This window comes from Sorangium sp. So ce327 (genome assembly GCF_051530205.1).
Classification (GTDB): domain Bacteria; phylum Myxococcota_A; class Polyangia; order Polyangiales; family Polyangiaceae; genus Sorangium; species Sorangium cellulosum_B.
Genome location: NZ_CP150330.1, coordinates 5507679 through 5530052, shown reverse-complemented (window position 1 = coordinate 5530052; position 22374 = coordinate 5507679). Strand labels below are relative to the sequence as shown.

15 protein-coding genes are annotated in these 22374 nt (G+C 75.1%); 10 read left to right on the top strand and 5 right to left on the bottom strand.

The annotated features are described in order from the left end of the window. The first annotated feature begins 124 nt into the window (after nt 1–124). Nucleotides 125–901: a sigma factor-like helix-turn-helix DNA-binding protein gene (locus WME95_RS20660; RefSeq protein ID WP_437910102.1), complete on the top strand. Its 777-nt coding sequence runs from the start codon at nt 125–127 to the stop codon at nt 899–901. On the opposite strand, the gene WME95_RS20655 is transcribed toward WME95_RS20660, so the two are convergent. The 3 genes from WME95_RS20655 to WME95_RS20645 are packed head-to-tail and all read right to left on the bottom strand — an operon-like array spanning nt 902 to nt 4968. After that, nucleotides 902–3406 (bottom strand): hypothetical protein, encoded by a 2505-nt coding sequence (locus WME95_RS20655; protein ID WP_437910101.1) that lies wholly within the window; start codon nt 3404–3406, stop codon nt 902–904. It lies immediately after the preceding gene. Beyond that, entirely contained in the window at nt 3394–4266 is an 873-nt protein-coding gene (locus tag WME95_RS20650) for a hypothetical protein (protein ID WP_437910100.1), read from the bottom strand. Before WME95_RS20650 ends, WME95_RS20655 begins: the two co-directional genes overlap by 13 nt. A 60-nt stretch (nt 4267–4326) precedes the next feature. Further along, nucleotides 4327–4968 (bottom strand): RNA polymerase sigma factor, encoded by a 642-nt coding sequence (locus WME95_RS20645; RefSeq protein ID WP_437910099.1) that lies wholly within the window; start codon nt 4966–4968, stop codon nt 4327–4329. Nucleotides 4969–5283: 315 nt separating this feature from the next. Here WME95_RS20645 and WME95_RS20640 point away from each other — a divergent pair, with 315 nt between their 5' ends. Together WME95_RS20640 and WME95_RS20635 are read left to right on the top strand one after the other, a co-directional pair. Continuing rightward, nucleotides 5284–5835 (top strand): hypothetical protein, encoded by a 552-nt coding sequence (locus WME95_RS20640; protein WP_437553987.1) that lies wholly within the window; start codon nt 5284–5286, stop codon nt 5833–5835. Further along, nucleotides 5835–6395, top strand: coding sequence for a septal ring lytic transglycosylase RlpA family protein (locus WME95_RS20635; RefSeq protein ID WP_437910097.1), 561 nt, complete (start codon nt 5835–5837; stop codon nt 6393–6395). The genes WME95_RS20640 and WME95_RS20635 overlap by 1 nt, the downstream gene beginning before the upstream one ends. 21 nt (nt 6396–6416) lie before the next feature. Here the strand turns inward: WME95_RS20635 and WME95_RS20630 are convergent, their stop codons facing one another. Then, nucleotides 6417–8843 (bottom strand): PQQ-binding-like beta-propeller repeat protein, encoded by a 2427-nt coding sequence (locus WME95_RS20630; protein WP_437910095.1) that lies wholly within the window; start codon nt 8841–8843, stop codon nt 6417–6419. Between the two features lie 223 nt (nt 8844–9066). On the opposite strand from WME95_RS20630, the gene WME95_RS20625 reads away from it, so the two are divergent. The 3 genes from WME95_RS20625 (at nt 9067) to WME95_RS20615 (ending at nt 11589) form a co-directional block, all read left to right on the top strand. Continuing rightward, nucleotides 9067–9693 carry a CDP-alcohol phosphatidyltransferase family protein gene (locus tag WME95_RS20625; protein ID WP_044965217.1) on the top strand — a complete coding sequence of 209 codons (627 nt, stop codon included), beginning with the start codon at nt 9067–9069 and terminating at the stop codon, nt 9691–9693. Nucleotides 9694–9816: 123 nt separating this feature from the next. Beyond that, nucleotides 9817–10407: a Uma2 family endonuclease gene (locus WME95_RS20620; RefSeq protein WP_437553981.1), complete on the top strand. Its 591-nt coding sequence runs from the start codon at nt 9817–9819 to the stop codon at nt 10405–10407. 225 nt (nt 10408–10632) lie between these two features. Then, a complete protein-coding gene (locus WME95_RS20615; RefSeq protein WP_437553979.1) occupies nt 10633–11589 on the top strand; it encodes an outer membrane protein assembly factor BamB family protein in 957 nt (318 codons plus the stop codon). A 31-nt stretch (nt 11590–11620) separates the two neighbouring features. Here WME95_RS20615 and WME95_RS20610 read toward each other — a convergent pair whose 3' ends face one another. Continuing rightward, complete coding sequence (locus tag WME95_RS20610; protein WP_437553977.1) at nt 11621–12355, bottom strand: hypothetical protein; 735 nt, start codon at nt 12353–12355, stop codon at nt 11621–11623. A 377-nt stretch (nt 12356–12732) separates the two neighbouring features. On the opposite strand from WME95_RS20610, the gene WME95_RS20605 reads away from it, so the two are divergent. From WME95_RS20605 to WME95_RS20590, 4 genes are all read left to right on the top strand, one after another. Further along, nucleotides 12733–14205: a hypothetical protein gene (locus tag WME95_RS20605; RefSeq protein WP_437910092.1), complete on the top strand. Its 1473-nt coding sequence runs from the start codon at nt 12733–12735 to the stop codon at nt 14203–14205. Between the two features lie 224 nt (nt 14206–14429). Next, nucleotides 14430–18335, top strand: a complete 3906-nt coding sequence (locus WME95_RS20600) for a serine/threonine-protein kinase (RefSeq protein WP_437910090.1) — start codon at nt 14430–14432, stop codon at nt 18333–18335. A 206-nt stretch (nt 18336–18541) separates the two neighbouring features. Continuing rightward, entirely contained in the window at nt 18542–20296 is a 1755-nt protein-coding gene (locus WME95_RS20595; protein ID WP_437910088.1) for a hypothetical protein, read from the top strand. Nucleotides 20297–20747: 451 nt separating this feature from the next. Continuing rightward, nucleotides 20748–22337 (top strand): IS1182 family transposase, encoded by a 1590-nt coding sequence (locus WME95_RS20590; protein ID WP_437905279.1) that lies wholly within the window; start codon nt 20748–20750, stop codon nt 22335–22337. The last annotated feature ends 37 nt before the right edge of the window (nt 22338–22374 follow it).

The window sequence follows — 22374 nt, the reverse complement described above, 5'->3', positions numbered from 1 at the left end:
GGGACGGCATCCGGCTTTACGTCGGGCTAAAGAGCGGATCCCTCTGCGTTCGAGCTGGGACTCGGACGTACGGGGAGAGACGCGCGCGCTTGAGAGCGGAGACGCTACCAAACGGAGGCAGCGCATGGCGACGGTGTCTGACAGCGAGCTCGAGATCTTCGGCCTGGACGGTGCGGATGCGGCGGAGGGCGATCGCGACCCAGCGGGCTCAACGGAGCCCGTCGTGGAGGGCGCGCTCGCGCTCCAGGCCGACCCCGCGGAGTCGGGGAACGCCATCACACGCGAGCAGCGCAGGTCGCGGCGCAAGCGCGAGATCCGGGCGCGGACGATCAGCGTCAAGCGCATGACCAAGCGCGAGCTCGAGATCGGCCGGATGCTCTACCCCGAGACCGACTATTACAAGCCGCGGGCCCGCGCCGAGTGCGTCGACGGTCCGAGGCCGTGCCCGTACGTCTCGTGCCAGCACCACCTCTATCTCGACGTCTCCGCCAGGACGGGCGCCATCAAGCTGAACTTCCCCGATCTCGAGGTCTGGGACATGAACGAGACGTGCGCGCTCGACGTCGCGGATCGCGGCGGCACGACGCTCGAGGACGTCGGGGCGATCATGAACCTGACCCGCGAGCGGATCCGCCAGGTCGAGGTCAAGGCGCTCGCGAAGCTAGAGGCGCTGAAGGACATGTCGGCGCTGCGCGATTACGTCGACGAGGGTCCGGTCGGCAAGCGCCGGCTCCCCGTGCTGACCCAGCCGGACGACGACGACGACGAGGATGAGGTCGACGAGGACGAGGACGAGGCCACGTGCGCGGACGGCGACGCTGATGACGAGGGCCTCGACGCGACCAGCGCCGGGCGGCCGGCCGAGCTCGAGGACGCCGGCGACTTCGACGGCGGGGAGTGATCAGTCGGGCCGGGCCTCGACGGTCACGATAGCGTCCGCGCCGAGCGCGCCCGCCAGGAAGGCGCGCCATGCGGCCAGCGTGATTTTCGGGGCGGCCGCGCGGGAGGGGCGGCCGTTGAACAGGTGGATGAGCCGGCGCCTGGGCTCCGCGAGCGCGTCGCGCTCCCGCCGGGTGAGGTGGGCCTCGGCGCGGCCGAGATCGGCGTCGGTCACCCGCTGCGCCAGGCCGGCGAGGAGCTCCTTCACGCGGGCCGAGGCCTCGCTCAGCTCGCCGGCCTCCGCCCTGAGCTCGACGGCGAGCGCCGCGGCGCGTGTCCCGCCGAGGACGCGCGCGCTCGCGCGGGCCGCGAGCGGCCGCTTCGCCGGCGCCGCGCTGGCTGGAGCCGGGGACGCCGTGCTCGCCGCGGGAGAGAGCGCGGCCGCGAGCAGTCCGCCTTCGCCGTTGAGGGCGAAGGCCGTGAGCTCGGCGAGCTCGCGCGCCGTGGGAGAGGCCTCGCGCGCCGCAGGGAGCCGCGCGCCGACGACGGCCTGCGACAGGGCCGCCCCGGCCGGCAGGCGGGCGTCGTGGTGACCGGGCCGGGGCACCACCGCGCCGTCCGGTGAGCCGCACCCGCGCGGGGTGAGCCGCGGCGCGAGCCAGCGCTCGGCGGCCTCCGCCGCGGCGGCCGCCTGGGAGGCGTCGGCGTTCGCGAGGACGGCGAGCCGGAGCGGGCCGGTCGCGAGGGCCTGCCAGCGGAGCTGCACGGTCTCGAGCGCGCCGCTCGCCACCCGGTCCCAGACGCCGAACGGCTCGATCCAGGACGGGTGGTCGGGCGCGATCGCGGAGGCGAAGGCCTCGAGCGCCGCGGCCCGCCCTCCGGAGAGGTGCTCCAGGTGCTGGAGCGCCGCGGCGCGCGCCAGCGTCAGCGCCTCGGGGCCCAGCGTCGTCGCCGCGACCGTGCGCGCGGCGGCGTTCGCCACCCGGCGCCCGAGCTCGGCCGGGGTCTCGCGCTCGTCGCGGAACGGCGCGTGCGCGATCACGCCGACGGCATCCGCCGTGACCCACGGCTCGATCGTGACGTCGAGCTCGCGCCGCCGGGTCTGCACGGCGGCGAGCGCGGCGAGCGCCGTCGCGCCGGCGTCGTACAGCCCTTCCTCGGCGACGCCGCACGGGCTCCCGAGCAGGACCCAGACCTCGCCTTGCCCGCGCTCGACCAGCGCCCGCCGCTCCAGGGAGGGCTGGGCTCCCGGCGCGAGCGCGCGCGAGAGCTCGGCCTCGAAGCGCCGAGCGCCGGCCTCGCCCGGCGCCGCGGGCTTCGGCGGGTCGGCGCTCGGAGGGAGGCCGAGCGCCGTCGCCCACCGCTCCGGCGGCGCGCCCGGGGCGCTCCCCGAGAGCGCCCACCACGCGGCGCGCGCGCCGGCGTCGCGAGGGTCCTGCGCGGTGAGGACCTGACGCGTGGCGACGTCGGGGTGCGCCGGCGCCGAGAGGCCGCGGCGGATCTCCTGCCGCGCCACCGCGGCCGCGAGCGCCGCCGAGGCCTCGAGGGGCGGGGCCGTGGGCAGATCGGCGGCCTCGATGGTCACGCTCACGCAGCCGCCGCGCGGGCGGGCGACCCCGAGCACCTCGACGGCGCGAAACGGGGAGGGGAGCGCCGAGAGGCGCGCGCGGAGCGGGGACCCCGGCGCGCCGAGCCGCTCCGCCGCGGCGACGGCCGCCTGGGGGCTCGCGACGCGCGCGGCCACGGTCACGCGGGCGGCGCGCCCTCCGAGCTGGTTCGTCGTGTACACGCCGACCGTGTCCGCTGCGGGCCAGGGGTCCGTGGGCGGGCCGCCCGCCGGCCAGGCGTCGATGCCCTCCGCCGCGCGCGCCGCCTCCTCGCAGAACGCGGCGGGGCCGACGGCGGCGATCGAGGTGCGCCCGGCGTGCAGCGCCGCGGCGCGCCACCCCTCGAGCTCCCGCGCGCCCGCGGGCGTCGCCAGATCGACCACGGGCTCGGCGCCCGCGAGGCCCAGCTGGCCGGTGCAGGCCGCGATCGGCGAGAGCTCCGGCGCGTCGAGCGGGCTCGATCGGAGCGCCTGCGCCCGCTCCGCGGCCCGGGCGACCTCCGGGCTGCCCGACGCGATGGGCTGCGTGAACGCCGCCGACAGCGCGCGCAGGAACGGCGCGACGCGCGCCGCGTCCCTGACGAGAAAGCGCACGCGGAAGGCGCCGCGGTCGATGCGCGCGTCCACGTCGAAGCCGGCGGCGAGCAGGCGCGCCTCGACCACGCTGGCGAGCGCCGTCGTCGCGACCGAGCCGAGATCGGTCGCGACCGAGGCGACGAGCGCGGGCGCGGGATCGCCGTCGCGCGAGACGAGCGCGAGCCGCGGACGGGCGTCGAGGTGGCGCACCTCGATGCGCCCGACGCTGCCCTCGGGCGTCGAGGCGAGGGCGTGCCCCGGCGCCGACGGGCCGCCGGGCGCCGCGCCTTGGCAGGCCGCGAGCAGGACGAGCGGCGAGAGGAGCGCGGGCCTCAGGGAGCGCATGCGTCGTCGGAGGGCAGCGGCGCGCCTTCCCGCTGGAAATCGGCCGGGCAACGCGGGGCGATCTTGAAGCCGTAGAAGTAGGTGAGCACGCCGGTGACGGACCGGAAGGAGGCGCCGTCCGCGAGCGGCGGCCCCTCGCGCTCGAGATCGTAGAGCTCGTTCGAGAGGCGCGGGACGTCGGCGGGGCGCACGCCGGTCCCGACGTCGATCGACGCCGCGTAGCGGCCGTCGCGGCTCGAGGGGTCGCCGGCGATCCTGACGCCCTCGACCCGCACGAGCATGCCGATGTACGGGCGCGCCGACGCGTAGCCCCTCAGGTCGTCGAGCGGCACGTGGATCGGGACGGCGGGGCGGTCCTCGAAGCGGAAGCTCATGGTCCCGCCGAGCTCGGGCAAGGTGCGGCAGCCGCCGAAGCGGCCGGCGGAGGGGCCGAGGAACTCGGTGAGCTCGCCGAGCACGTCGACGACGTCGCCGGGGATGAGCCGCAGATCCGGGGGGTCGAACGCGGGCTGGAAGACCGTCATCCCCGAGTAGGGGACGGGCTTGTCGGCGCTGTCTTGCACGTAGTGGTTGCCGCGCGCGCCCTCGCCGGTCTCGTCGAAGCGGTCGATGGCGACGAGGGTGGCGCCGGTGACGTGGGCGCGGCGAGCGGGCGGCGCGGCGCAGCGCCGGCTCTCTTCGTCCTCCGGGTCGAGCCAGCCGGCGTCGCCGACGATCTCGGCGACGCGCGCGCCGCCGCCGCGCTCGTCGGCGAGGGGGATCGCGGGGGCATCTCCGTCGCCGCCGCCGCACGCGCCGAGCAGCGGGGCGGCGGCCGCGATGAGCGGGAGCGCGGAGGAGGTGCAGGGCGGGCGAGCCATCCTCCCCGGCTCATACCACAGGGCCGACGGCCGCCGAGCCCCCTTCGGGGGAGGGACACGTCACGCCGCGAGGCTGACGCTGGACAGCATCGCCTCCAGGCGGCTCTGGATCTTGTGGCGCTTCGAGTACACCGTCTTCACGCTGATCCCCATCCGCGCCGCGATCTGCTCCGGGGGCAGGCCCTCGGCGAAGTAGAGCGCGACGAACTCGCGGTCCTTGTTGGAGAACGCGTGGAGCACCCGCCCCACGAGCGCGGCGCGCTCGCGGCGCTCGGCGTGCTCCTGCGGCGACGGGCGCTCGCAGGGGAGCTCGACCGCCGCGTCGTCGAGCGGGGCGCAGCGCGGCGCGCGCCTCCTCGATCGCAGATGGTCGTACGCGCAGTGGACGGCGAGCGTGCCGATCCAGGAGCTCAGCCGCGCGCCGCGGCCTGCGTCGAAGGTCCTCAGCTTGCGCATGTCGTTCGAGAGCAGCTGCACGAGCAGCGTTGCGTGGATGTCGCGGATGTCGTCCTGCGCGACCACAGCGGAGAAGCGGGCGATCACGCCGCTGATGCAGCGGTGGACGAGCCGATCGTAGCCGGCGTGGAAGGCGCGCCAGGCGCGCTCGTCCCCCGCGATCATCGCCTCCACCAGCGCACCTTCGGCGAGGTCGCCGAGGTCTTCGGAGCGTCCGTTGTCGCAGAGAAGCAAGTCGTTGGGCATGCCTCGCTCCTGTGCACCCGACGTGCCAGCGAGGACCGATGCGCGACGGCGCGGCGTCGCTGCGCGGCGTCCTCGCCCGGCGGCGGCCGTCGTCGCGCGATCCGCCGCGGAGCGCCGGCGCGGCGCGCGATCTCCGGAGCCGCGGAGCTCGGGCGACGAGCGCGCGTCGCAGGGGTCATCGCAGCGGCGGCGGGTCGCCGCGGACCTGCGCGTGCCCGAGGCGCTGTTAACGCGGGTTCACGCGCCCGGCGCCGATCTGGAGACCCCGCGCGCATCGGCTCGGCGCGCGGGCCTGTTTCGGGTTATGGACGGATCGTGCTCTCCGGTCGTGCCCTGGCCCTCGCGGTCCTCGCGTGGTCGTTCCTCAAGGTCGCGGTGCGCCGTCTCTTCGACGACGGTCCGAGCGGGCTCGCGCTCTTCCGCGAGAACTACGACGCCGATGGCCTGCCGCCGCTCTCGCCCGCCGAGCGCGCGGCCCTGCCCCGCTTCTCCCGCTGCATCGCGTGCGGGCGCTGCGACCTCGGGGAGGCCGAGCGCATCGCGGCCTCCAGGGGGGCCTACCGCGGCCTCATGACCGTGGTGCTCGCGTCGTCGCGGAGCATGCCGGACTTCGACGCCGCGGCGCTCGCGCTCGCGCACGTGCCGGAGGAGGTGCTCGCCGAGAAGGAGAGGATCTGCCCGACCGGCGTGCCGTTCCGCGAGCTGGCCGGGTTCGTGCGGGCCAAGGCCAGGCCCCAGGCGGCGCCGTCCGCGGACGGGGCGGGGAGCGGCGAGCCCTCGGCCCTGGCCCTGGTCGCCGCGGTGACCTCGCCCGCGGCCGACCTCGACCCCTCGTCGGCCGATCGCGCCGCGCCGGAGGCGACGTGATGACGCCCGGTGGACGCCGCGGCGTGGCGAGGACGCTCGCCTTCCTCCTCCTCTTTTGCACCCCCGCCTGCTCCGCTCACCAGCCTGCAGCGCCCCGCACGGGAGCCGACGCGCCGATCGCGCTCGGCGTCGCGCCGAGCACCCCGCCGGCGCCCCCGCGGCACCAGGCCGAGGACGACGATCCGGACGACATCGACGGCGTCTCCACGCCGATCGCGCCCGCGAGCGCGCGGAGCGCGGCGAAGGGGACGCCGATCCAGGGCGGGCGCGCCACCTACTACGCCGACAAGTTCACCGGCCGCCGCACCGCGAGCGGCGAGCGCTACAACCCGCGCGCGCTCACGGCCGCGCACCGGACGCTGCCCTTCGGCGCCGTGGTCGACGTGGTCCGCCGGGACGGCCGCCGCGTGCGCGTGCGGATCAACGACCGCGGCCCGTTCAAGCGCGGCAGGATCATCGATCTGTCGCGCAGGGCCGCCGAGCGGATCGGGCTCATCGAGGACGGCGTCACCCAGGTGACGCTCGAGCTCATCTGGAAGCCGGCGCGGCGGCCGCGCTGACGCGCGCCGCCGCGGCGACCGCTACTGGACGAGGCTGAGCCGCGGGGCCGCGGAGAAGGCCGCGAGGTGGCCGCTCTCCTCGGCCACGTAGACGTCGCACCGCTCGTCGACCCGCAGGAGATCCGGGATGAGGTCCGTCGGCACCTTGCCGAGCAGCGCGCCGTCGCGCGGCCGGACGACGTGCACCTCGCTCTGCGGCACGAACAGCGCGCCCGAGCGGAGCACCGGCTCGAGGCGCCGCGGCCTGTCGCCCTCGACGCCGCCCGCGATGACGTGCCGGTACCGGACCGCGCCGTCGTGCGCGCCGACCCCGACGATCTCGCCTGCCTCGCTGTTCACGACGACCACATCGTCCACCATGAGGCACGAGGCCGTCGACGCGCACGCGGTCAGGTCGAAGCGCGTCGCCCCGGTGCGGCGATCGATCCCGACGAGCCCCGTGCCGCGCCGCCCGTGGGTCACCACGCACACCGTCTCGGGCCCGAGCAGCGGCGCGCCGACCGGCGCCACGTGCTTCGGCAGATCGACCGTCCACCGCGCCTCGCCGGACCACGGGTCGAGGTGGTGCAGCCGCGCCCCGCCGCGGCCGACGAAGGCGCCGTCGCCCGCCAGCGCGAAGAGCGCGTCGTGATCGACCGCCACCGGCGACGCGAACGGGAGCCGGTCGCAGAAGCGCCACACGACCTCGCCGCTCAGCACGTCGAGCGCCGCGAGGGCCGGCTCGCCGCTGCCCACGAGGACGAGCTTGCCCGCGCGGCGGAGCCGGAAGTTCTCGCCGCGCCGCGCGGCGTAGCGCCAGCGCACCTCGCCGGAGTAGAGGTCCACGGCCGCGAGGTGGCGCGTCCCCTCGCTCACGATGAGCATCCGCGGCAGCCCGGGGCCGCTCACCACCGCGCCCGAGGCGTTCGCGCCCACGCGCGGCGAGAGCCGCGTCGACCAGGCGACCTCGCCGCTCGACAGATCGTGCAGCTGCAGCGTGCCGTCGGGCAGGAGCCGCCCGAGGCCGACCGGCGTCATCACCGAGACCGCGCGCGGCGCGGGCTTGCGCCACAGGCACTCGCCGGTGCGCCGATCGATGCACGTCAGCTCGCGCGTCGAGCCCACCACGAGCACGTCGCCGCAGAGGAAGGTGGCGCGGAGATCGAGCGACGGGATCGCCGCGATCCACCGGGCCGTGAAGCGCAGGCGCGTCCGCCCGAACGTGTCCTCGGCCGCGGCCTGCGGGCGCGCCGCGGCCGCGAAGGCGCGGTACGTCTCCGGGGCCACGTTGATCTTCGCGTCGTTGCGCGTGAGCTCGCGGAGCCGCTCGGAGAGCGCGCGGACGCGCGCCCGGAACTCGAACAGGCGCAGGTTCGACGTCTGCCCGCGATCGCGGCGCACCAGGCTGCGCGCGAGCGCCCGCCCGAACGCGACCACGCCCTGGGCGAGCGCCGCCACGTCGACGGCCGGGAAGGTCCAGGTCTGCGCCCGCTCCTCGGCGGCCGCGAACGAGGGGACGCGGCCAGCGCCGGGCGCTCGGGGATCCGCGGAGGGGACGCGGCCCACGCGGGGCACGCCGAGCGTGAGCGACAGCGCCCCCTCGCTGTGCAGCCGGACGCCGAGGATCGCGCCGCCGACGGTCAGCCGGCGGTGGTAGGGCTGGCGCCGCGCCCACGCGTCGAGCGACTCGAGCGACAGCGACGCGAGCTGCTCGGCGAACGGGAAGACGAAGACGTCGGGCAGCTCCCGCGCCTCCTCGCCCACGAGCACGCGGATCTTGCCCCGGAAGAGGAGCGAGAAGAGGTCGGCCCGGAGCACGGCCGGCTGCGTGAGCGCCGCGCCCTGCGACGTGCGCAGGAGCGCCTCGGCCGCGATGGCGATCGGGATCTCGCCGGTCGGCTCGACGCCCACGATCGCGGGCTCTCCTCCCGCCTCGTCGGGCGAGAACGGCAGGGAGGCCGCGAGGCACCGCCGCGCGGCCGGGAGCCGCTGCTCGCCGATCCCGCCGAGATCCGCGTCGTTCTCGGCGAAGGCGGCGTCGCGGCGCGCGCCCGGGCCCCTGCGCGAGGCGAACCGGTCGATGGCCGCGAGGAGGCGCGCGCAGAGCGCTTCGCCGTCGAAGCGCCGCTCGTGCAGGGCGACCTCGGGCACGTCCCCGCCCTGGAAGACGGTGACGAGGAGGTCGCGGCCCACGCGCTCCAGCCCGAGTTCCCAGGGGTCGGGCTCGAGGCACAGGCGCACGACCGCGCGCGCGCGGCGTCCGGAGGCGAGCTCCGCCGCGGCCTCGGCGAGCTCGCAGAGCAGCGGCAGCGCCTCGGTCTCGGCGCGTAGCGGCAGCGCCGCTCCATCGAGCGGAGGAGGCGCGTTGCGCGCCCCCTCCAGGACGAAGTCGAGCACATCGTGCAGCGACGTGCGCTCGGGCTCCGATGAGCAACGGGTGTTGTCGGCGACAAGTGACAGTCCGGGCATCCGCCGACGGATGCTAGGCAGCGCGCGGCCCGGTCCTAAGTTTTGTGCGCGGATCGCCGCGGAGTGGACAAGCACGTGCCACCTGGCTAGACGGCGCCGGCGCCGGGCGCGCCGCGGCCCCGAGGCGCCCCGCGACGCGAGGATGCGCTGCGAACGGCGACGCGCGCCGCGCAGAATGGTTGGCAATCGAACCGGACGTGCGACACTGCGCTCCCCGAGCGCCATGCCTGCCGAGAGACCGCCCCATTTCTCGATGCTCCGGTCGTTCGCGCTCGCCGACTTCGTCACGCTGGCGAACGCGGCGAGCGGCACGCTGAGCATCCTGCTTTGCCTGAACTACGTGGCCGAGCGCGAGCGCATCTATATTTGGGTGGCCTTCGGGCTCCTGCCGTTCGCGCTGGCGTGCGACGTCCTCGACGGCACGATCGCGCGCTGGCGTCGCAAGCACTCGCCGCTCGGGGCCGATCTCGACTCCCTCGCCGACGTGGTCTCGTTCGGCGTCGCGCCCGCGGTGCTCGGCTACGCGCTCGGCCTGCGCGGGCCGTGGGACGCCGCCGCCCTCGTCTACTTCGTCGCCTGCGGGATCAGCCGCCTCGCGCGGTACAACGTGACGGCGGCCGAGCTGTCGGACGAGCGCGGAAAGGTGCGTTACTACGAGGGAACGCCGATCCCCACGAGCCTGCTCATCGTGCTGCTCTTCGGGGTGCTCTTCGCCAAGGAGCGCGTGCACGAGCAGCTCTGGCTCGGGTCCATCGCGCTCGGCCCCTGGGCGTTCCACCCGCTCAGCCTGGTCTATGTCGTGAGCGGCAGCGCGATGGTCAGCGGCACGTTGAGGATCCCGAAGCCGTAACGGGGAGGGGCAGGCGCGCGCCACGCGCGCCGGGGAGGGGCAGGCGCGCGGCGCCGCGCGAGCGTCCAGGTTCGGCGCGCCACGCGCCTTGCCTCTCCCTGGGCGCCCAGGCAGGCTCCGGACATGGGCCAGCCCGCCGAGAAGCAGCCGCGCGCCACGTACGCCGACCTCGAAGCCGTCCCGTCGAACAAGGTGGCGGAGCTCGTCCGCGGCACCCTGCACGTGTTCCCCAGGCCGGCGCCGCGGCATGCGCGAGCCGCGTCCAGGCTTGGGGGGAAGCTGTCCGGCCCCTTCGACCTGGGCGAAGGCGGGCCCGGCGGCTGGACCATCCTGGTCGAGCCTGAGCTGCACTTCCCCGACCCGCACACGGCTGGTGAGTTCGACGCGCTCGTGCCCGACCTCGCCGGCTGGCGGATCGAGCGCATGCCCGAGCTGCCCGAGACGGCCTTCTTCCCGCTCGCTCCCGACTGGATCTGCGAGGTCCTGAGCCCGTCGACCGAGGACGTCGATCGCAGGGAGAAGATGCCCCTCTATGCGCGCGAAGGCGTGCTCCACGCGTGGCTCGTCGATCCGATCCGGCGCACCCTCGAGGTCTTCTCGCTCGTCGCGGGCAGGGGTTGGGAGCCCGGCCCCGTCCACCGAGACGCGGCGCGGGTCCGGGTCGTGCCCTTCGAGGCCATCGAGCTCGATCTCTCGGTGCTCTGGGCGAAGTAGCGGAGGCGAGTCCCCGGTCCGGCGGGCCGCGCACGGTGGCTCTCGATCACGGGTACCCGGCGGCGATAGACTGTCCGGATGCGGCCCTGCAGGAGCTGTGGTGCCTCGCTGGAGGCAAGTCGTGATGGGATCGCATGCCCGCGCTGCGGCGCTGACGCCCCCGGCGTCGCAGGCGCGGCCGCACCGCGGGCTGCGCCCGCGCCTGGGCCATCCCGGGCGACGAAGGTGCTCCTCGCCGCGGCGATGGCCGTGGTCGGGATCGGCTTCGCGGTGATGTTCTTCGCGCGCGTCGACCCGCCGCAGGAGCCCGCGCCGCGCGCGCGCCCGCTCTCCACCCAGCTCGACGCCCTCTGCTTCGTGGACGCGAACGGCGACGACGCGCCCGACCCGGTGCTGTGGCAGGACGGCAAGACCCGCGGGCGCGTGGTGGCCGTCGACGGGCGCAGCGGGCAGGGGATCTGGGCGTCGCTGGAGATCGAGGAGCCGGACGCGCTCGCCTGCGCGGACGCGAACACGGTGCTCGCGGGCGGGGGCGACGCCGCGCTGCGCGCGCTCGACGCCCGCACCGGCAAGGAGCGCTGGGTGGCGAACCTCCCCGGGGTCCCCGACGAGATCGCGGGGGGCGACGGCTGCGCGACCGTGGTGATGAAGGACGGCACGGCGACCGGGATCAAGCTCGAAGGGGGCGCGGCGGACGACTGCCCGACGGCGCCGCAGCCGTCGGCGATCACGGGGCACTTCTGGGAGCGCAAGAAGAACCCCCAGGTGGTCCAGGCCGGCGGCGTGGAGGTCGTGCTCACAGCGCCGGCCGGGGGCCCGCCGCGGCTCACCGCCGAGGGGCGGCGCGGCAGCGAGTCGCTCTGGAAGAAGGAGCTCGCCGCGCGCGCGCCGCTCTCCGGCGGGCGGCCCGACCTGTTCCTCGTCGCGAGCGGCGGCGCCGCCGTCGTCGTCGGCGTCGACGTGGTGAACGGCACCGAGCCGCGGATCATCGCCCTCGATCCGGTGTCCGGGGCCGCGCGGTACGAGCGCGCCGCGGCCTACCTCGGCGACCGGCTCACGGCGGCGAAGGCGTCCGGCCCCTACGTCTACGTCATCAGCGGCGCCGCGGTGAGCGGCGCTGCGCTGCGCGCGATCGACCCGGCGACCGGAGAGACCGCGTGGCGCGCGACCACGCCGCCGTGAGCCTGTCGCCGGCGTGGCCCGCGGCGCGCCCTCAGCAGAGGCAGCCCACGAACGTACCCGAGAACAGCGGTCGCTCCATCACCGCGGCGCCGCACGTCGGGCACGTATCGCCGAGCTTGAGCTCGCGGGGCTGCGGCGCCGGCTTCGCCGGCTGCGCGGAGGGGGACGTCCCCGCGACGGCGAGCGGCTGGAACTCCACGATCGACACGCGCGAGAACCCCTGCCTCGGCGTGGCGCTGCGCTGCGGCGACGTCAGGAGATCCTGCTTGCTGCGGACCGGCAGGATGGGTCGCGACATGTTGATGTAGGCGAGCTCGATCGTGTAGAGCGCCGGATCGAGCATGCGCGGGTCCTCCGGCTGGACGATCCCGTGCTGGAAGGCCTCGATCAGCATGTCGACGTCCGTCCTCGCGTTGCGGTTGCGCGCGGCGTCGACCAGGAAGAGGCCATTGCCGTAGTAGGCGGCGTTGAGCCAGAAGCCGGTGCCCGCGGTGTGGTAGCCGCCGGTCGCCCACTTGTACCCGCGCAGCGAGCGCACGTGGGTCGTCAGCGCGTTCGCGAGCGCGTACGACGTCATGCCGAGGGGCAAGAGGCTCACGAGCGCCGCCGGGTGGAAGTTCAGGCAATCGCTGCAACAGACAGGCACCGTCGGCACGAGCGCCTGCGCGGGATCGATGCAGACCTGGACTTCCGATTCGCTGCGATAGCAGCCGGTAAAACACGAATGCCGCTCGACGGCGGCCAGGAGCGCGGCAGGAAGTGCCATGCGGGGAACTATACCGTCCACGAGGGCGCATGGCTGCCACGAGGCGCAGCGCCGCCGCCGTTGTCCGAGGCGTGCGCGCCGCGGCGAGCCCAGGTGTTCGCGACGTTCGCGCGCACGTGTCCGCGTGGTCGCGTCTCGCATCTCGCCTGCTCGCACGATTGCGAGCAGACGAGCGCAATTGCGTCCTTCGTGCGCCTGTCACAGGATCGCTGCGTGCTGATCGCCGTACACCCTGAGCGCTTGCTCCGCTGCCCGTGCGTCCTCGATGGAGATCGCGCGGAGCGGCGTGGGCTCCGGTCCAGCGCGGGCGTCAGCGCCTCGTGTCCATCGGCGTGCCGCGCGGACGCACGGGCGGCGTGACGGGGCGGGAGCGTTCGGTGCTCGTTGCGCTCGCCGGCGCGCTCTCGGCGCTGCTCCCGGCGCTCGCGCTCTCGGGGTTCACGGTCGACGACGCCCTGATCACGGCGCGTTATGCGCACCACCTCGCCCGGGGGCTGGGCTACCGCTTCAACGCGGCCGGCCCGGTGACCGACGGCGTGACGCCGCTCGGGTGGGCGTTCGTGCTGGCGCCGTTCGCGGCCGGCGGGCCGCTCGCCGCGCTCGCGGCCGCGAAGGCGCTCGGCGCCCTCGCGTGGACGCTCGCCGCCGGCGTCCTGGCGCTCGCGATCGATCGGGCGTCCGATCGTCCCATCCGGTTCGCGGCGCTCGCGCTCGTGCCGGCGTCGGCGCCGCTCGCCGCCTGGAGCGTGGCGGGCATGGAGACGGGCGTCGTCGCGGCGCTCGGGGCGCTCGCCGTCGCGTTACCGACGCTCGGCCGCACGCTCGCCGGCGCGGCCTGCGCCGGGGCCGCGGCGGCGCTCCGGCCGGAGCTCCTGCCGTTCGCGCTCGTCGTCGCGCTCTCGGCCCAGGCGGCTCCGCGCCGCGACGCCGCGGGGGGCGCGCCGCCGCGGCCCGCGTGGGCGCGAGCGCTCGCCGCGCTCGCGCTCGCGGGCCTCCCCTTCGTCGCCGTGGCCCTGGCGCGCCTCTCGATCTTCGGGCGGGCCGCGCCGCTCGCCGCGCTCGCGAAGGCGCCGGACGCGGCGCTCGGGGCCCGGTACGCGCTCGCGTGTTTCCTCCTGACCGGGCCTGCGGCGCTGATCGCGCCGGCCGCGTGGCGCGCGCTCCCCGCGTGGCCGCGCGGGCTGCTCGCGGCGGTCGCTGTGCACTTCCTCGCGGTCGCGGCGGCGGGCGGCGACTGGATGCCGCTCTCGCGGCTCGTCGTCCCGGCGCTGCCCGCCGTGGTGCTCGCGGCGGCCCACGTCGCCTCGGTGGCGGATGCGCGCGCCACGGCGCTCCGGCTCGCGCTCGCGCTCGCGGGGGAGCTCTTCGTGATGGTCCGGGTCGGGCCGATCGCCGCGCGGGTGGGCAGCGACCGGCTGCGCATCGTCGAGGAGCTCCGCGGCGCGCTCGCCGGGGCGGAGGTCGTCGCGGCGCTCGACATCGGCTGGCTCGGGGCGGCGACGGGCGCGACCCTCGTCGATCTCGCGGGCGTCACGGATCCGGCGATCGCGGCGCTGCCCGGCGGGCACACAACGAAGCGGATCCCCGGGGCGCTGCTGGACGCGCGCCGGGTGGACGCGCTGGTGCTGCTGCTCGCCGAGGGCGAGGCGCCCGCGTCGCCGTGGCCGGCGTCGCGGTTCGCGCGCGGGGTGGAGCAGCGCGTCGCGCTCCTGCCCGGCGCTGGCGAGGCGTTCGCTCCCGTGGCGGTGAGCGGCCTCCCGCACCTCCGCTACGTCGTGCTGCGGCGGCGCGCAGGCGACGCAGAGGCAGGCCAAGCGCCCCCTGACGCGGGCGCGCAGCGCGACAGGTAGGTGAGCCGGCGAGGCGCGCCGGTGCGCCAGCGTGTGCGACGCGCCGACGCGAGCGCCTGCGCCGCGACATGGGTCCCTGCGGGGTGGCTCGGCCAGGGGATCGGCCGCGGTGAGCCGGCGCGCACGCCGCGCGGCGTCGAGCGAAGTGACAGTGGACGGACGGCGCGCGCCGCTGGCACGCTGTGCAATAGCGGCAGAGCGCCCGCCAGGAGCGCGTCAGCTCGATGCAGGCAGGAGAGGTCGTCGACGACCGGTTCGAGATCGAGGAGCACGCCGCCTCGGGCGCGACGGCGCGCGTGTACCGCGCGCGCGACCTCCGGTCCGGCGAGCTCGTCGCGCTCAAGCTCCTCCAGACCGCCGCGACCGCGTCGCTGAGCGCCCTCGCGCGCGAGCACCTCGCCCTCGCGACGCTCGCGATCCCCGGCGTCGCCCGTTACGTTGCGCACGGAGCGACGGGCGGCGGCCGGCTCTACCTCGCGATGGAGTGGCTCGATGGCGAGACCCTCTCGGAGCGGCTCGATCGCGGCGCGCTCACGCTCGCCGAGGGCCTCACGCTCGCCGCGCGCATCGCCGAGACGCTCGCCGCCGTCCACCAGCTGGGGTTCGTGCACTGCGACGTGAAGCCGGGCAACCTCATCCTCGAGGGCGGCGACCTCCAGCGCGTCCGGCTCATCGACTTCGGCGTCGCGCGCTTCTCCGGGGATGACGAGGAGGAGTTCCCGACGCTCGGCGACATCCGCGGCACGCCCCAGTACATGGCCCCGGAGCAGGCCCGCGGCGAGCCGCAGATCGACGCGCGCGCCGACGTGTTCGCGCTCGGCAGCGTGCTCTTCGAGTGCCTCACCGGGCGCGCCGCGTTCGGCGGCAGCGACCCGCTCTCGGTCCTCATGAAGGTCCTCCTCGAGGAGCCGCCGCGGCTCAGGGAGCTCCGCGACGACGTCCCGGCCTGGCTCGATCGGCTCGTCGCGCGGATGCTGTCGAAGGCGCGGGAGTCCCGGCCGCGCGACGCGGGCGTCGTCGCGGCGGCGCTCGCCTCGGAGGCGCTGGATTCACGCCTCGACGCGGGCCCGCCGTCGCTGCAGCCCCCGTCGTCCCACCCGCCGGGGCAGCGCGGCCGCGAGATCACGACCAGCGAGCGGAAGGTCATGTGCCTCCTGCTCGCCCGGGAGGGCCAGGCCGACGCGGAGGCGACGCTCTCCGACGTCGAGGACGAGGCGAGGGCGCGGGCGATCCGCGAGATCGTCGAGCGCCACCGCGGCCGGATCGAGCTCCTGGAGGCGCGGTGGCTGCTCGTGACGCTCTCGGGATCGGCCGCGCCCACCGACCTCGCGGCGCAGGCGGCCCGCTGCGCCCTCTCGCTCAGGGAGCTGCTCGGCGGCGCCCGCCTCTCGCTCGTCATCGGTCGGGCCGAGGTCGCCGCGCGACTGCCGGTCGGCGCGGTGATCGATCGCCTCGTGCAGCTCGTCCAGGGCAGTCGAGAGCCCCTTCATCCGGCGGCGATCCGCATCGACGACACGACCGCGGGCTTGCTCGGCGCGCGGTTCGACGCCACCCGGGACGCGTCGGGGTGCTGGCTCCACGGCGCGCGCGAGGAGCCCGAGACGCAGCCCTCGCTCCTCGGCCGGCCGGCGCCCTACGTCGGGCGCGAGCGCGAGCTCGGGCTGATCGAGGCCGAGATCGACGCCTGCGTCCGCGGGGCGGCCCCGGGCGCGGTGCTCGTGACGGGCGCGGTGGGGTCGGGCAAATCGCGCCTCTGCTACGAGCTCGTCCGCGCGCTCCGGTCGCGCAGCGAGCCCCTCGCGGTGTGGCTCGGCCAGGCGGACCCGATGAGCGCCGGCTCCGCCTTCGGCCTGCTCCAGCGCGCGCTCCGCCGCGGGCTCGGCCTGCGCGACGGCGAGCCGATCGACTCGAAGCGGCGCAAGATCCGCGCGCGCGTCGAGCGCCGCTGCGGCGCCGCGGCGGCCGCGCGCGTCGCGCCGTTCCTCGGCGAGCTCGCGGGCGCGCCGTTCCCGGACGACGACGACGTGCAGCTCAGGGTGGCGCGGCGGCACCCGCTCCTGATGAGCGACCAGCTGCGCCTCGCGTGGGAGGATTTCCTCGACGCCGAGTGCGCCGCGCAGCCGGTGCTCCTCGTGCTCGACGACCTGCACTGGGGCGATCTGCCGACCGTGACGCTCGTCGAGGCCGCGCTGCGCAACCTGAAGGGCAGGCGGTTCGCGGTGCTCGCGCTGGCGCGGCCCGGCGTGCACGAGCTCTTCCCGGGGCTCTGGGGGCCTCACCTCGTCCGGGAGGTCCGCCTCTCTCCGCTCGCGCCGTCGGGCGGAGAGCGGCTCGTGCGGGAGGCGCTCGGCGCCCGGGCGAGCGCGGAGCTCGTGAGGACGCTCGTCGAGCGCGCCGACGGCAACGTGTTTTATCTGGAGGAGCAGATCCGCGCCGCCGCCCGCGGCCGGACCGCGGCGCCGCCGGAGACGGTGCTCGCGATGGTGCAGGCCGGGCTCGACGCGCTCGACCCGGAGGCGCGCCGCGTGCTGCGCGCCGCGAGCGTCTTCGGCGAGGCGTTCACCGAGGCGGCGGTCGCCGCGCTCGTGGGCCGGTCGGAGGTCGCGCGCGAGGTCGACGAGCTCGTGCGGCACGAGGCGATCGTGCGGATCGGGCCGCGGAGCCCGGCCGGCGACGCCGCGCTCCGGTTCCGCCACGCGCTCATCCGCGAGGCCGCCTACGGCATGCTGACCGAGGGCGATCGGCGGCTCGGCCACGCGCTCGCGGGCGGCTTCCTCGCGCAGCGCGGCGAGGCCGATCCCATGGCGCTCGCCGAGCACTTCGAGCGCGGCGGCGAGCCCGCGCGCGCGGCCACGGCGTACCTCGCGGCCGCGCGGCAGGCGCTGCGGGGCAACGACCTCGGCGCGGTGCTGGCGCGCGCGGCGCGCGGCGTCGCGTGTGATCCGGCGCCCGCCACCGTGGGCGAGCTCCGCCTGCTCGAGAGCCAGGCGCACTTCTGGCGCGGCGATCTCGCGCTCGCCGAGGAGCGCGCCGCGGCCTCCGCGGAGCACCTCGCGGAGGGATCCGCCGCCTGGTTCGCGGCGCTGACCCGGATCATCATCGCCGCGGGCGCCACGGGCGGCCTCGAGCGCGTCGAGCGCTGGGCCGCCGTCGCGCGGGACACGCCTGCGCCCCTCGAGGACGGGAGCTCCGCCAAGAGCGCCTGCCTGAGCTCCGCCGCGCTCATGTTGATCTTCGGCGGCCGCTATGCGCTGGCCGACGCGCTGCTCGAGGGCGCGGAGCGCGCGATCGAGGGCGCCCCGGCGCCGGATCTCGAGGCCGTGGCGAACCTCCACGAGGCGCGCGCGATCCGCGCGCACGCGGGCGGGGACCCCGGCGCGAGCCTCGCGGGCATCGCGGCGGCGCTCGCGGCGTTCGAGCAGGCCGGCGACGTGCGGCGGGCGTGCATGGCGCGCATGAACCTCGGCTACTCGTACGGCCAGGTGGGCCAGCTCGAGGCGGCCGAGGCGGCGCTGAGGCAGGCGCTCGCCGAGTCGGAGCGCATGGAGCTGCGCGGCACCACGGCGTACGTCCTCCAGAACCTCGGCCTGGTGCTCTCCTACCGAGGCCGGCTCGACGAGGCGAGATCGGTCGAGGAGACCGCGTGCGCGATGCTGGAGCGCCACGGCGACGTGCGGATGGAGGGCTGCGCGCGCGTCTACCTCGCGAGCATCCTGCTCCTCGCGGGCGATCCCGAGGCGGCGGCGCGCGAGGCGCGGGCCGCGGACGCGATCCTCGAGCGGGCCCCGCCGATGCGCGCCTACGCCGTCGCGGTGCTCGGGCGCGCGCTGCTCCACCTCGGCAGCCCTGGCGACGCGCTCGCCGCCGCCGAGCGTGCGCGCGCGCTGCTCGACGAGGTGGGCGTGGAGGAGGGCGAGTCGGTGGTGCGCCTGGTCTACGCCGAGGCGCTGTCGGTCTGTGGGCGCGGCGCCGAGGCCGCGCAGGCGATCGCCGAGGCGCGCGATCGCCTGCTCGCGCGCGCCGAGAAGATCAGCGACGGCGCGTTCCGGGCGCACTTCCTGGAGCGGGCCGTGGACAACGCGCGCACGCTCGAGCTCGCGCGGGCGTGGCTGGGCGAGGCGGCGGAGTAGCCGAGCGCGCTCGCCGCTCCAGGCGAGGAGCGCTGCGCGGTCCGCGCGCCCGCGCCGCTGCGCCGCCGGGGTGGCCTGCGCCGTCGTTCTCCGGTCGATCCTACCGCGAGCGAGCGGGCGGCGTGACCTCCTGACCGCGAGCGAGCGGGCGGTGCTACGCCCCGTCGGAGGGCGGTCGGCCAGGTCGTTTACACTGCGAGGCGGCGATGAGGAGCCGCCCTTTCATCACGCTGCGCCTCCCCAGGGTCGTTCATCCGGGCGAGGCGTTCGACGTCGGGCTCTCGCTCGAAAGCGCCGCGAAGACGCCCATCAACTTCGTGCGCGTGGCCCTGCGGCACACGCACGAGCAGCTGGTTCCGGGCGAGGGGACCTTCGAGGTTCGCGACCTGCTCCTCCTCAGCGAGGAGGTGGCCGGGGAGGGGCGGCTCGGCGAGGGGATTCACCGCTACCGGGTCTCGTTCGCGCTGCCTGGTGATCTCCCGCCGACGTTCGCCGGCGCCTTCCAGGCGTGCCGGTGCGAGGTCCGAGCGCACGTCTCCATTCCGTGGTGGCTCGACGCCCGGGAGAGCCAGGAGGTGGTCGTCCGGCCCAGGTCCGCTCAGCGGCCGGAAGACGGGCCGTTCATCGACGCGAGCCGCCGGGGGCGCGGCGCCTTCGTCGAGGTGTCGCTCCCGGGCCGGACCCTCACCCCGGGCGCGATCGTGACGGGGGCCGTCGCCTTCGGGGGTCTCCCGGGGCGCTACCCCTTCGGGCTCCGCGTCGCGCTGGTCGGCAACGGGGTGGAGCAGGTGAACGCGCGCAGCGGTTCGTACGAGAGCTGCCCGAACGTGTTCTTCCAGGATGTCACAGGGATCGCCGAGGGAACGGAGGTGCCTTTCCGCATCTCTCTGCCGGGCGATCTCGCGCCGTCCTTCCGCCTCCGCGAGGTTGCCCTGGAGTACGCGCTGGAGGTGACGATCGAGCACCTGGCGGGTGGGGAGCTGGTGCGACACCGCGTGCCGGTGATCGTCGGCCTGTTCGAGCCGCGGACCGGGCGCGATGGAAAGCGGCCCCGGATCGGCGCGGATCGCTGGCGCGCGGTCTGGGCGCGCGCGGGGCGGCGGGTGGGGCTCTCGCTGGAACGGGGGCTCCGGCTCCGCGGCGTGCGCGCGGGGTGCACCGTCGAGGTGGCCTCTGCCGTGAAGGGGCTGAGGGCAGGCCTGGGCGCGACGGTGCGGTTCGCGGAGCCCTGGGGGTTGCGCCTCGACGTGCAGTGGCGGCGCGTGCTGGAGCTCGATGGGCTGGAGACGGGGGACGAGGGCTTCGATCGGCGCTTCCGGGCGGCGGGACGGGAGGAGGCGCAGGTGCGGGCCGTGCTCGGGCCTGCGCTCCGGCGTGCGCTGCGTGCTTTCCATCGGGCCGACGTGGACGACAGGGAGGCGTGGGTGTGGAGCGCCGCGGAGGCGTCGGATGAGCAGGCGCTCGGCGCGTTCCTGGCGCAGGTCAACGCGCTCGCGCAGGCGCTCGCGGAGGCTGGCGCGGCGCTGCCGCCGCCGGCGGCGATGGCGGCGTGGCTGCCCGCGTGGCGCCGCTTCGCGGAGGAGAGCGACGGGGCGCTCAGGGCCGGTTCGATGCGGCTCTCGGGGACGCTCGAAGGGGCGCGGTTCGAGCTGGAGACGCTGTTCAAGGGGGCCGTTCCTGCGAGGACACGGGTCTCGTTGCGGCTGGATCCGCCGATCGAGGGCGCGGCCAGGCCGAGGAACGCGGCGGAGCAGGGGATCGCAGCGGCGATCCTGGAGCAGGCGGCGCGCCTCGGGGCGGGTGCGGATGCGGAGGAGGGGGTCGCGGTGGCGCCGGGCGCGATCGCGGTGGTGATCGGGGCGCCGCTCGCGGATCCTGCGGCGGCGCGGGAGGTGCTGCGTCCCATGCTGGCGCTCGCGCGGCAGATGCGGGGGGAGGGGCGGGGTGGGCCGTACCGGTGAGGGGGATCGAGGGCGGGGGCGAGACATGGCCGGGGGCTGGCCAGCGGGGCAGGCGGGGAGGTGGTGAGATGGCTGGCGGCTCGTCGGCGGGGCGAGCGGGTAGGTCGCGATCTGGGCGGCGGCTCGTCGGCGGGTAATGGTCAAGGTGCCAGTCGGTTGATCAACGTGAGCAGTTTGCGATAGCGGCTGTCCGATGAGGAGCTCGATGACGCCGAGGCTTCGGTCAGCGGAGAGCACGAGGCCCAGGCCGCGAGGGGACAAAGCCCCGCCGGAGTCGTCGCTCTCCGCCACCTCTCCGCGGCCTTCGACCGTGACAGGTACGAGCTGTTCAAGGGAATGGAGGAATGCTAGAGGACCGATCAGTTTGATTTTGTGATAATCCCGAGCGTTTCGATGGAAGGCTCGACGGTCTCGCCGAGCCATGATCTCGTCCGCGCCCGGAGGTGCACGGATGGAACGATGGTCGCCGCCGGTGGAGCTGTCGCGGCAGGAACAGGCGCTCATGAAACGGTTGACCCGGGTGCGAGCCCTGTTCGGCTTTCTCAGGCTGCACCGGCACGAGCTATTCGACGAGACGTTCCAGGAGCAGCTGGAGAGCATGTACCGGACCACGGGAGCAGGTGAGCCGCCGCATCCGCCGGCGCTGATGTGCATGGTCACGCTGCTCCAGGGATACGTCGGCGCATCGGATGCCGAGGCGGTGGAGCTGTCGATCGTCGACCTTCGCTGGCAGATGGTGCTCGGCTGCCTGGGGGCGGCCACGCCCGCGTTTTCGCAGGGCGCGCTGCAGGCGTTCCGAGAGCGGATGGTCGAGCATGAGATGGACCGGGTGCTGCTGGAGCGGACCGTGGCGCTCGTTCGGTCGGGCGCGATGACGGAGAGCGAGAGGCGTGCGGTGTCCAAAGCGCTGCGCGTGGCCATCGATAGCCGCCCTTTAGCGGGAGCCGGGCGGGTTGAGGACACGATCAACCTGCTCGGCCATGCAGCACGCACCATCGTCCGCGTCGTGTCGAAGATCACGGAGCGCCCGCCCGAGGAGATCTGTCGCAAGGCGGGCATCCCGCTACTTCTGGCTCCCAGCATCAAGGCCGGGCTCGACCTCGATTGGAGCGACCCGAAACAGAAGGCGGCGGCGATTCAGATCCTGGAACGGCAGGTCTCGTCCCTGCAGCAGTGGGTGGACCGCCATCTGGACGACGTCGTCGAGCAGCCGCTCCGCTTCTATATGGATGCGGTCACACAGGTTCGGGACCAAGACCTGGAAACGGCTGAGGATGGGACCGTTCGCATCCGTCAAGGTGTTGCACCTGACCGCCGTGTCTCCATTGAGGACGCTGAGATGCGCCACGGAAGAAAGAGCCGCTCGAAGAGGTTTGATGGCTACAAGGAACACATCGCACGCGACCTGGACCTTCCCGTCATCGTCGCCTGTGCGGTCACGCCAGCGAATCGCCCCGAAGAAGAGGGGGCCGCACCGATCGCCAAGGACATCCAACGTCAACGGCTGCGCCTCGGCGAGCTCCACATCGATCGCGCCTATGTGAACAGTCCCGTCGTTGACGACGTGATCCGCGACGGTGGCCAGGTGTTCTCGAAGCCTTGGGGACAGCGTGCTCGCAGCCCCAACCTGTTCAGCAAGCGCGACTTCAAGATCGACCTGCGCGCCAAGACGATCACCTGTCCGGCAGGACAGGTCGAGGTATTCGAGCCCGGCGACACGGTCGAGTTTGATCCTGAGGATTGCGGCGCGTGCCCCCTCCGAGCCAGGTGCACCCAAGCCGCCTCGGGACGGGGGCGGACCGTGTCCATTGCGGAGGACGAGGCTCTGCAGCGCAAATTCCGGAAGCTGCAGCAGACGGGGGCAGGTCGCGCCGTGCTCCGCCAGCGGGTGGCTGTAGAGCATGCGCTCGCCCACATCGCGGCACGGAAGGGCCACACTGCACGCTACATCGGCGCCAGGAGAAATCTGTTCGACCTCCGGCGCGCAGCAGCGATCCAGAATCTCGAGGCAGCCCAACGCCTGCTGCAGCAGGCAGCGTAAGCTGCCGGAATTAAATGGTTTTCAATATGTTTGTCAC

Bases quoted from the DNA above. Each gene is read 5' to 3' on its own strand.
- WME95_RS20610 (WP_437553977.1), bottom strand. From the start codon at position 12,355: ATGGCACTTCCTGCCGCGCTCCTGGCCGCCGTCGAGCGGCATTCGTGT.
- WME95_RS20635 (WP_437910097.1), top strand. From the start codon at position 5,835: ATGACGCCCGGTGGACGCCGCGGCGTGGCGAGGACGCTCGCCTTCCTC.
- WME95_RS20650 (WP_437910100.1), bottom strand. From the start codon at position 4,266: ATGGCTCGCCCGCCCTGCACCTCCTCCGCGCTCCCGCTCATCGCGGCC.
- WME95_RS20590 (WP_437905279.1), top strand. From the start codon at position 20,748: ATGGAACGATGGTCGCCGCCGGTGGAGCTGTCGCGGCAGGAACAGGCG.
- WME95_RS20630 (WP_437910095.1), bottom strand. From the start codon at position 8,843: ATGCCCGGACTGTCACTTGTCGCCGACAACACCCGTTGCTCATCGGAG.
- WME95_RS20645 (WP_437910099.1), bottom strand. From the start codon at position 4,968: ATGCCCAACGACTTGCTTCTCTGCGACAACGGACGCTCCGAAGACCTC.
- WME95_RS20625 (WP_044965217.1), top strand. From the start codon at position 9,067: ATGCCTGCCGAGAGACCGCCCCATTTCTCGATGCTCCGGTCGTTCGCG.
- WME95_RS20620 (WP_437553981.1), top strand. From the start codon at position 9,817: ATGGGCCAGCCCGCCGAGAAGCAGCCGCGCGCCACGTACGCCGACCTC.
- WME95_RS20655 (WP_437910101.1), bottom strand. From the start codon at position 3,406: ATGCGCTCCCTGAGGCCCGCGCTCCTCTCGCCGCTCGTCCTGCTCGCG.
- WME95_RS20600 (WP_437910090.1), top strand. From the start codon at position 14,430: ATGCAGGCAGGAGAGGTCGTCGACGACCGGTTCGAGATCGAGGAGCAC.
- WME95_RS20595 (WP_437910088.1), top strand. From the start codon at position 18,542: ATGAGGAGCCGCCCTTTCATCACGCTGCGCCTCCCCAGGGTCGTTCAT.
- WME95_RS20660 (WP_437910102.1), top strand. From the start codon at position 125: ATGGCGACGGTGTCTGACAGCGAGCTCGAGATCTTCGGCCTGGACGGT.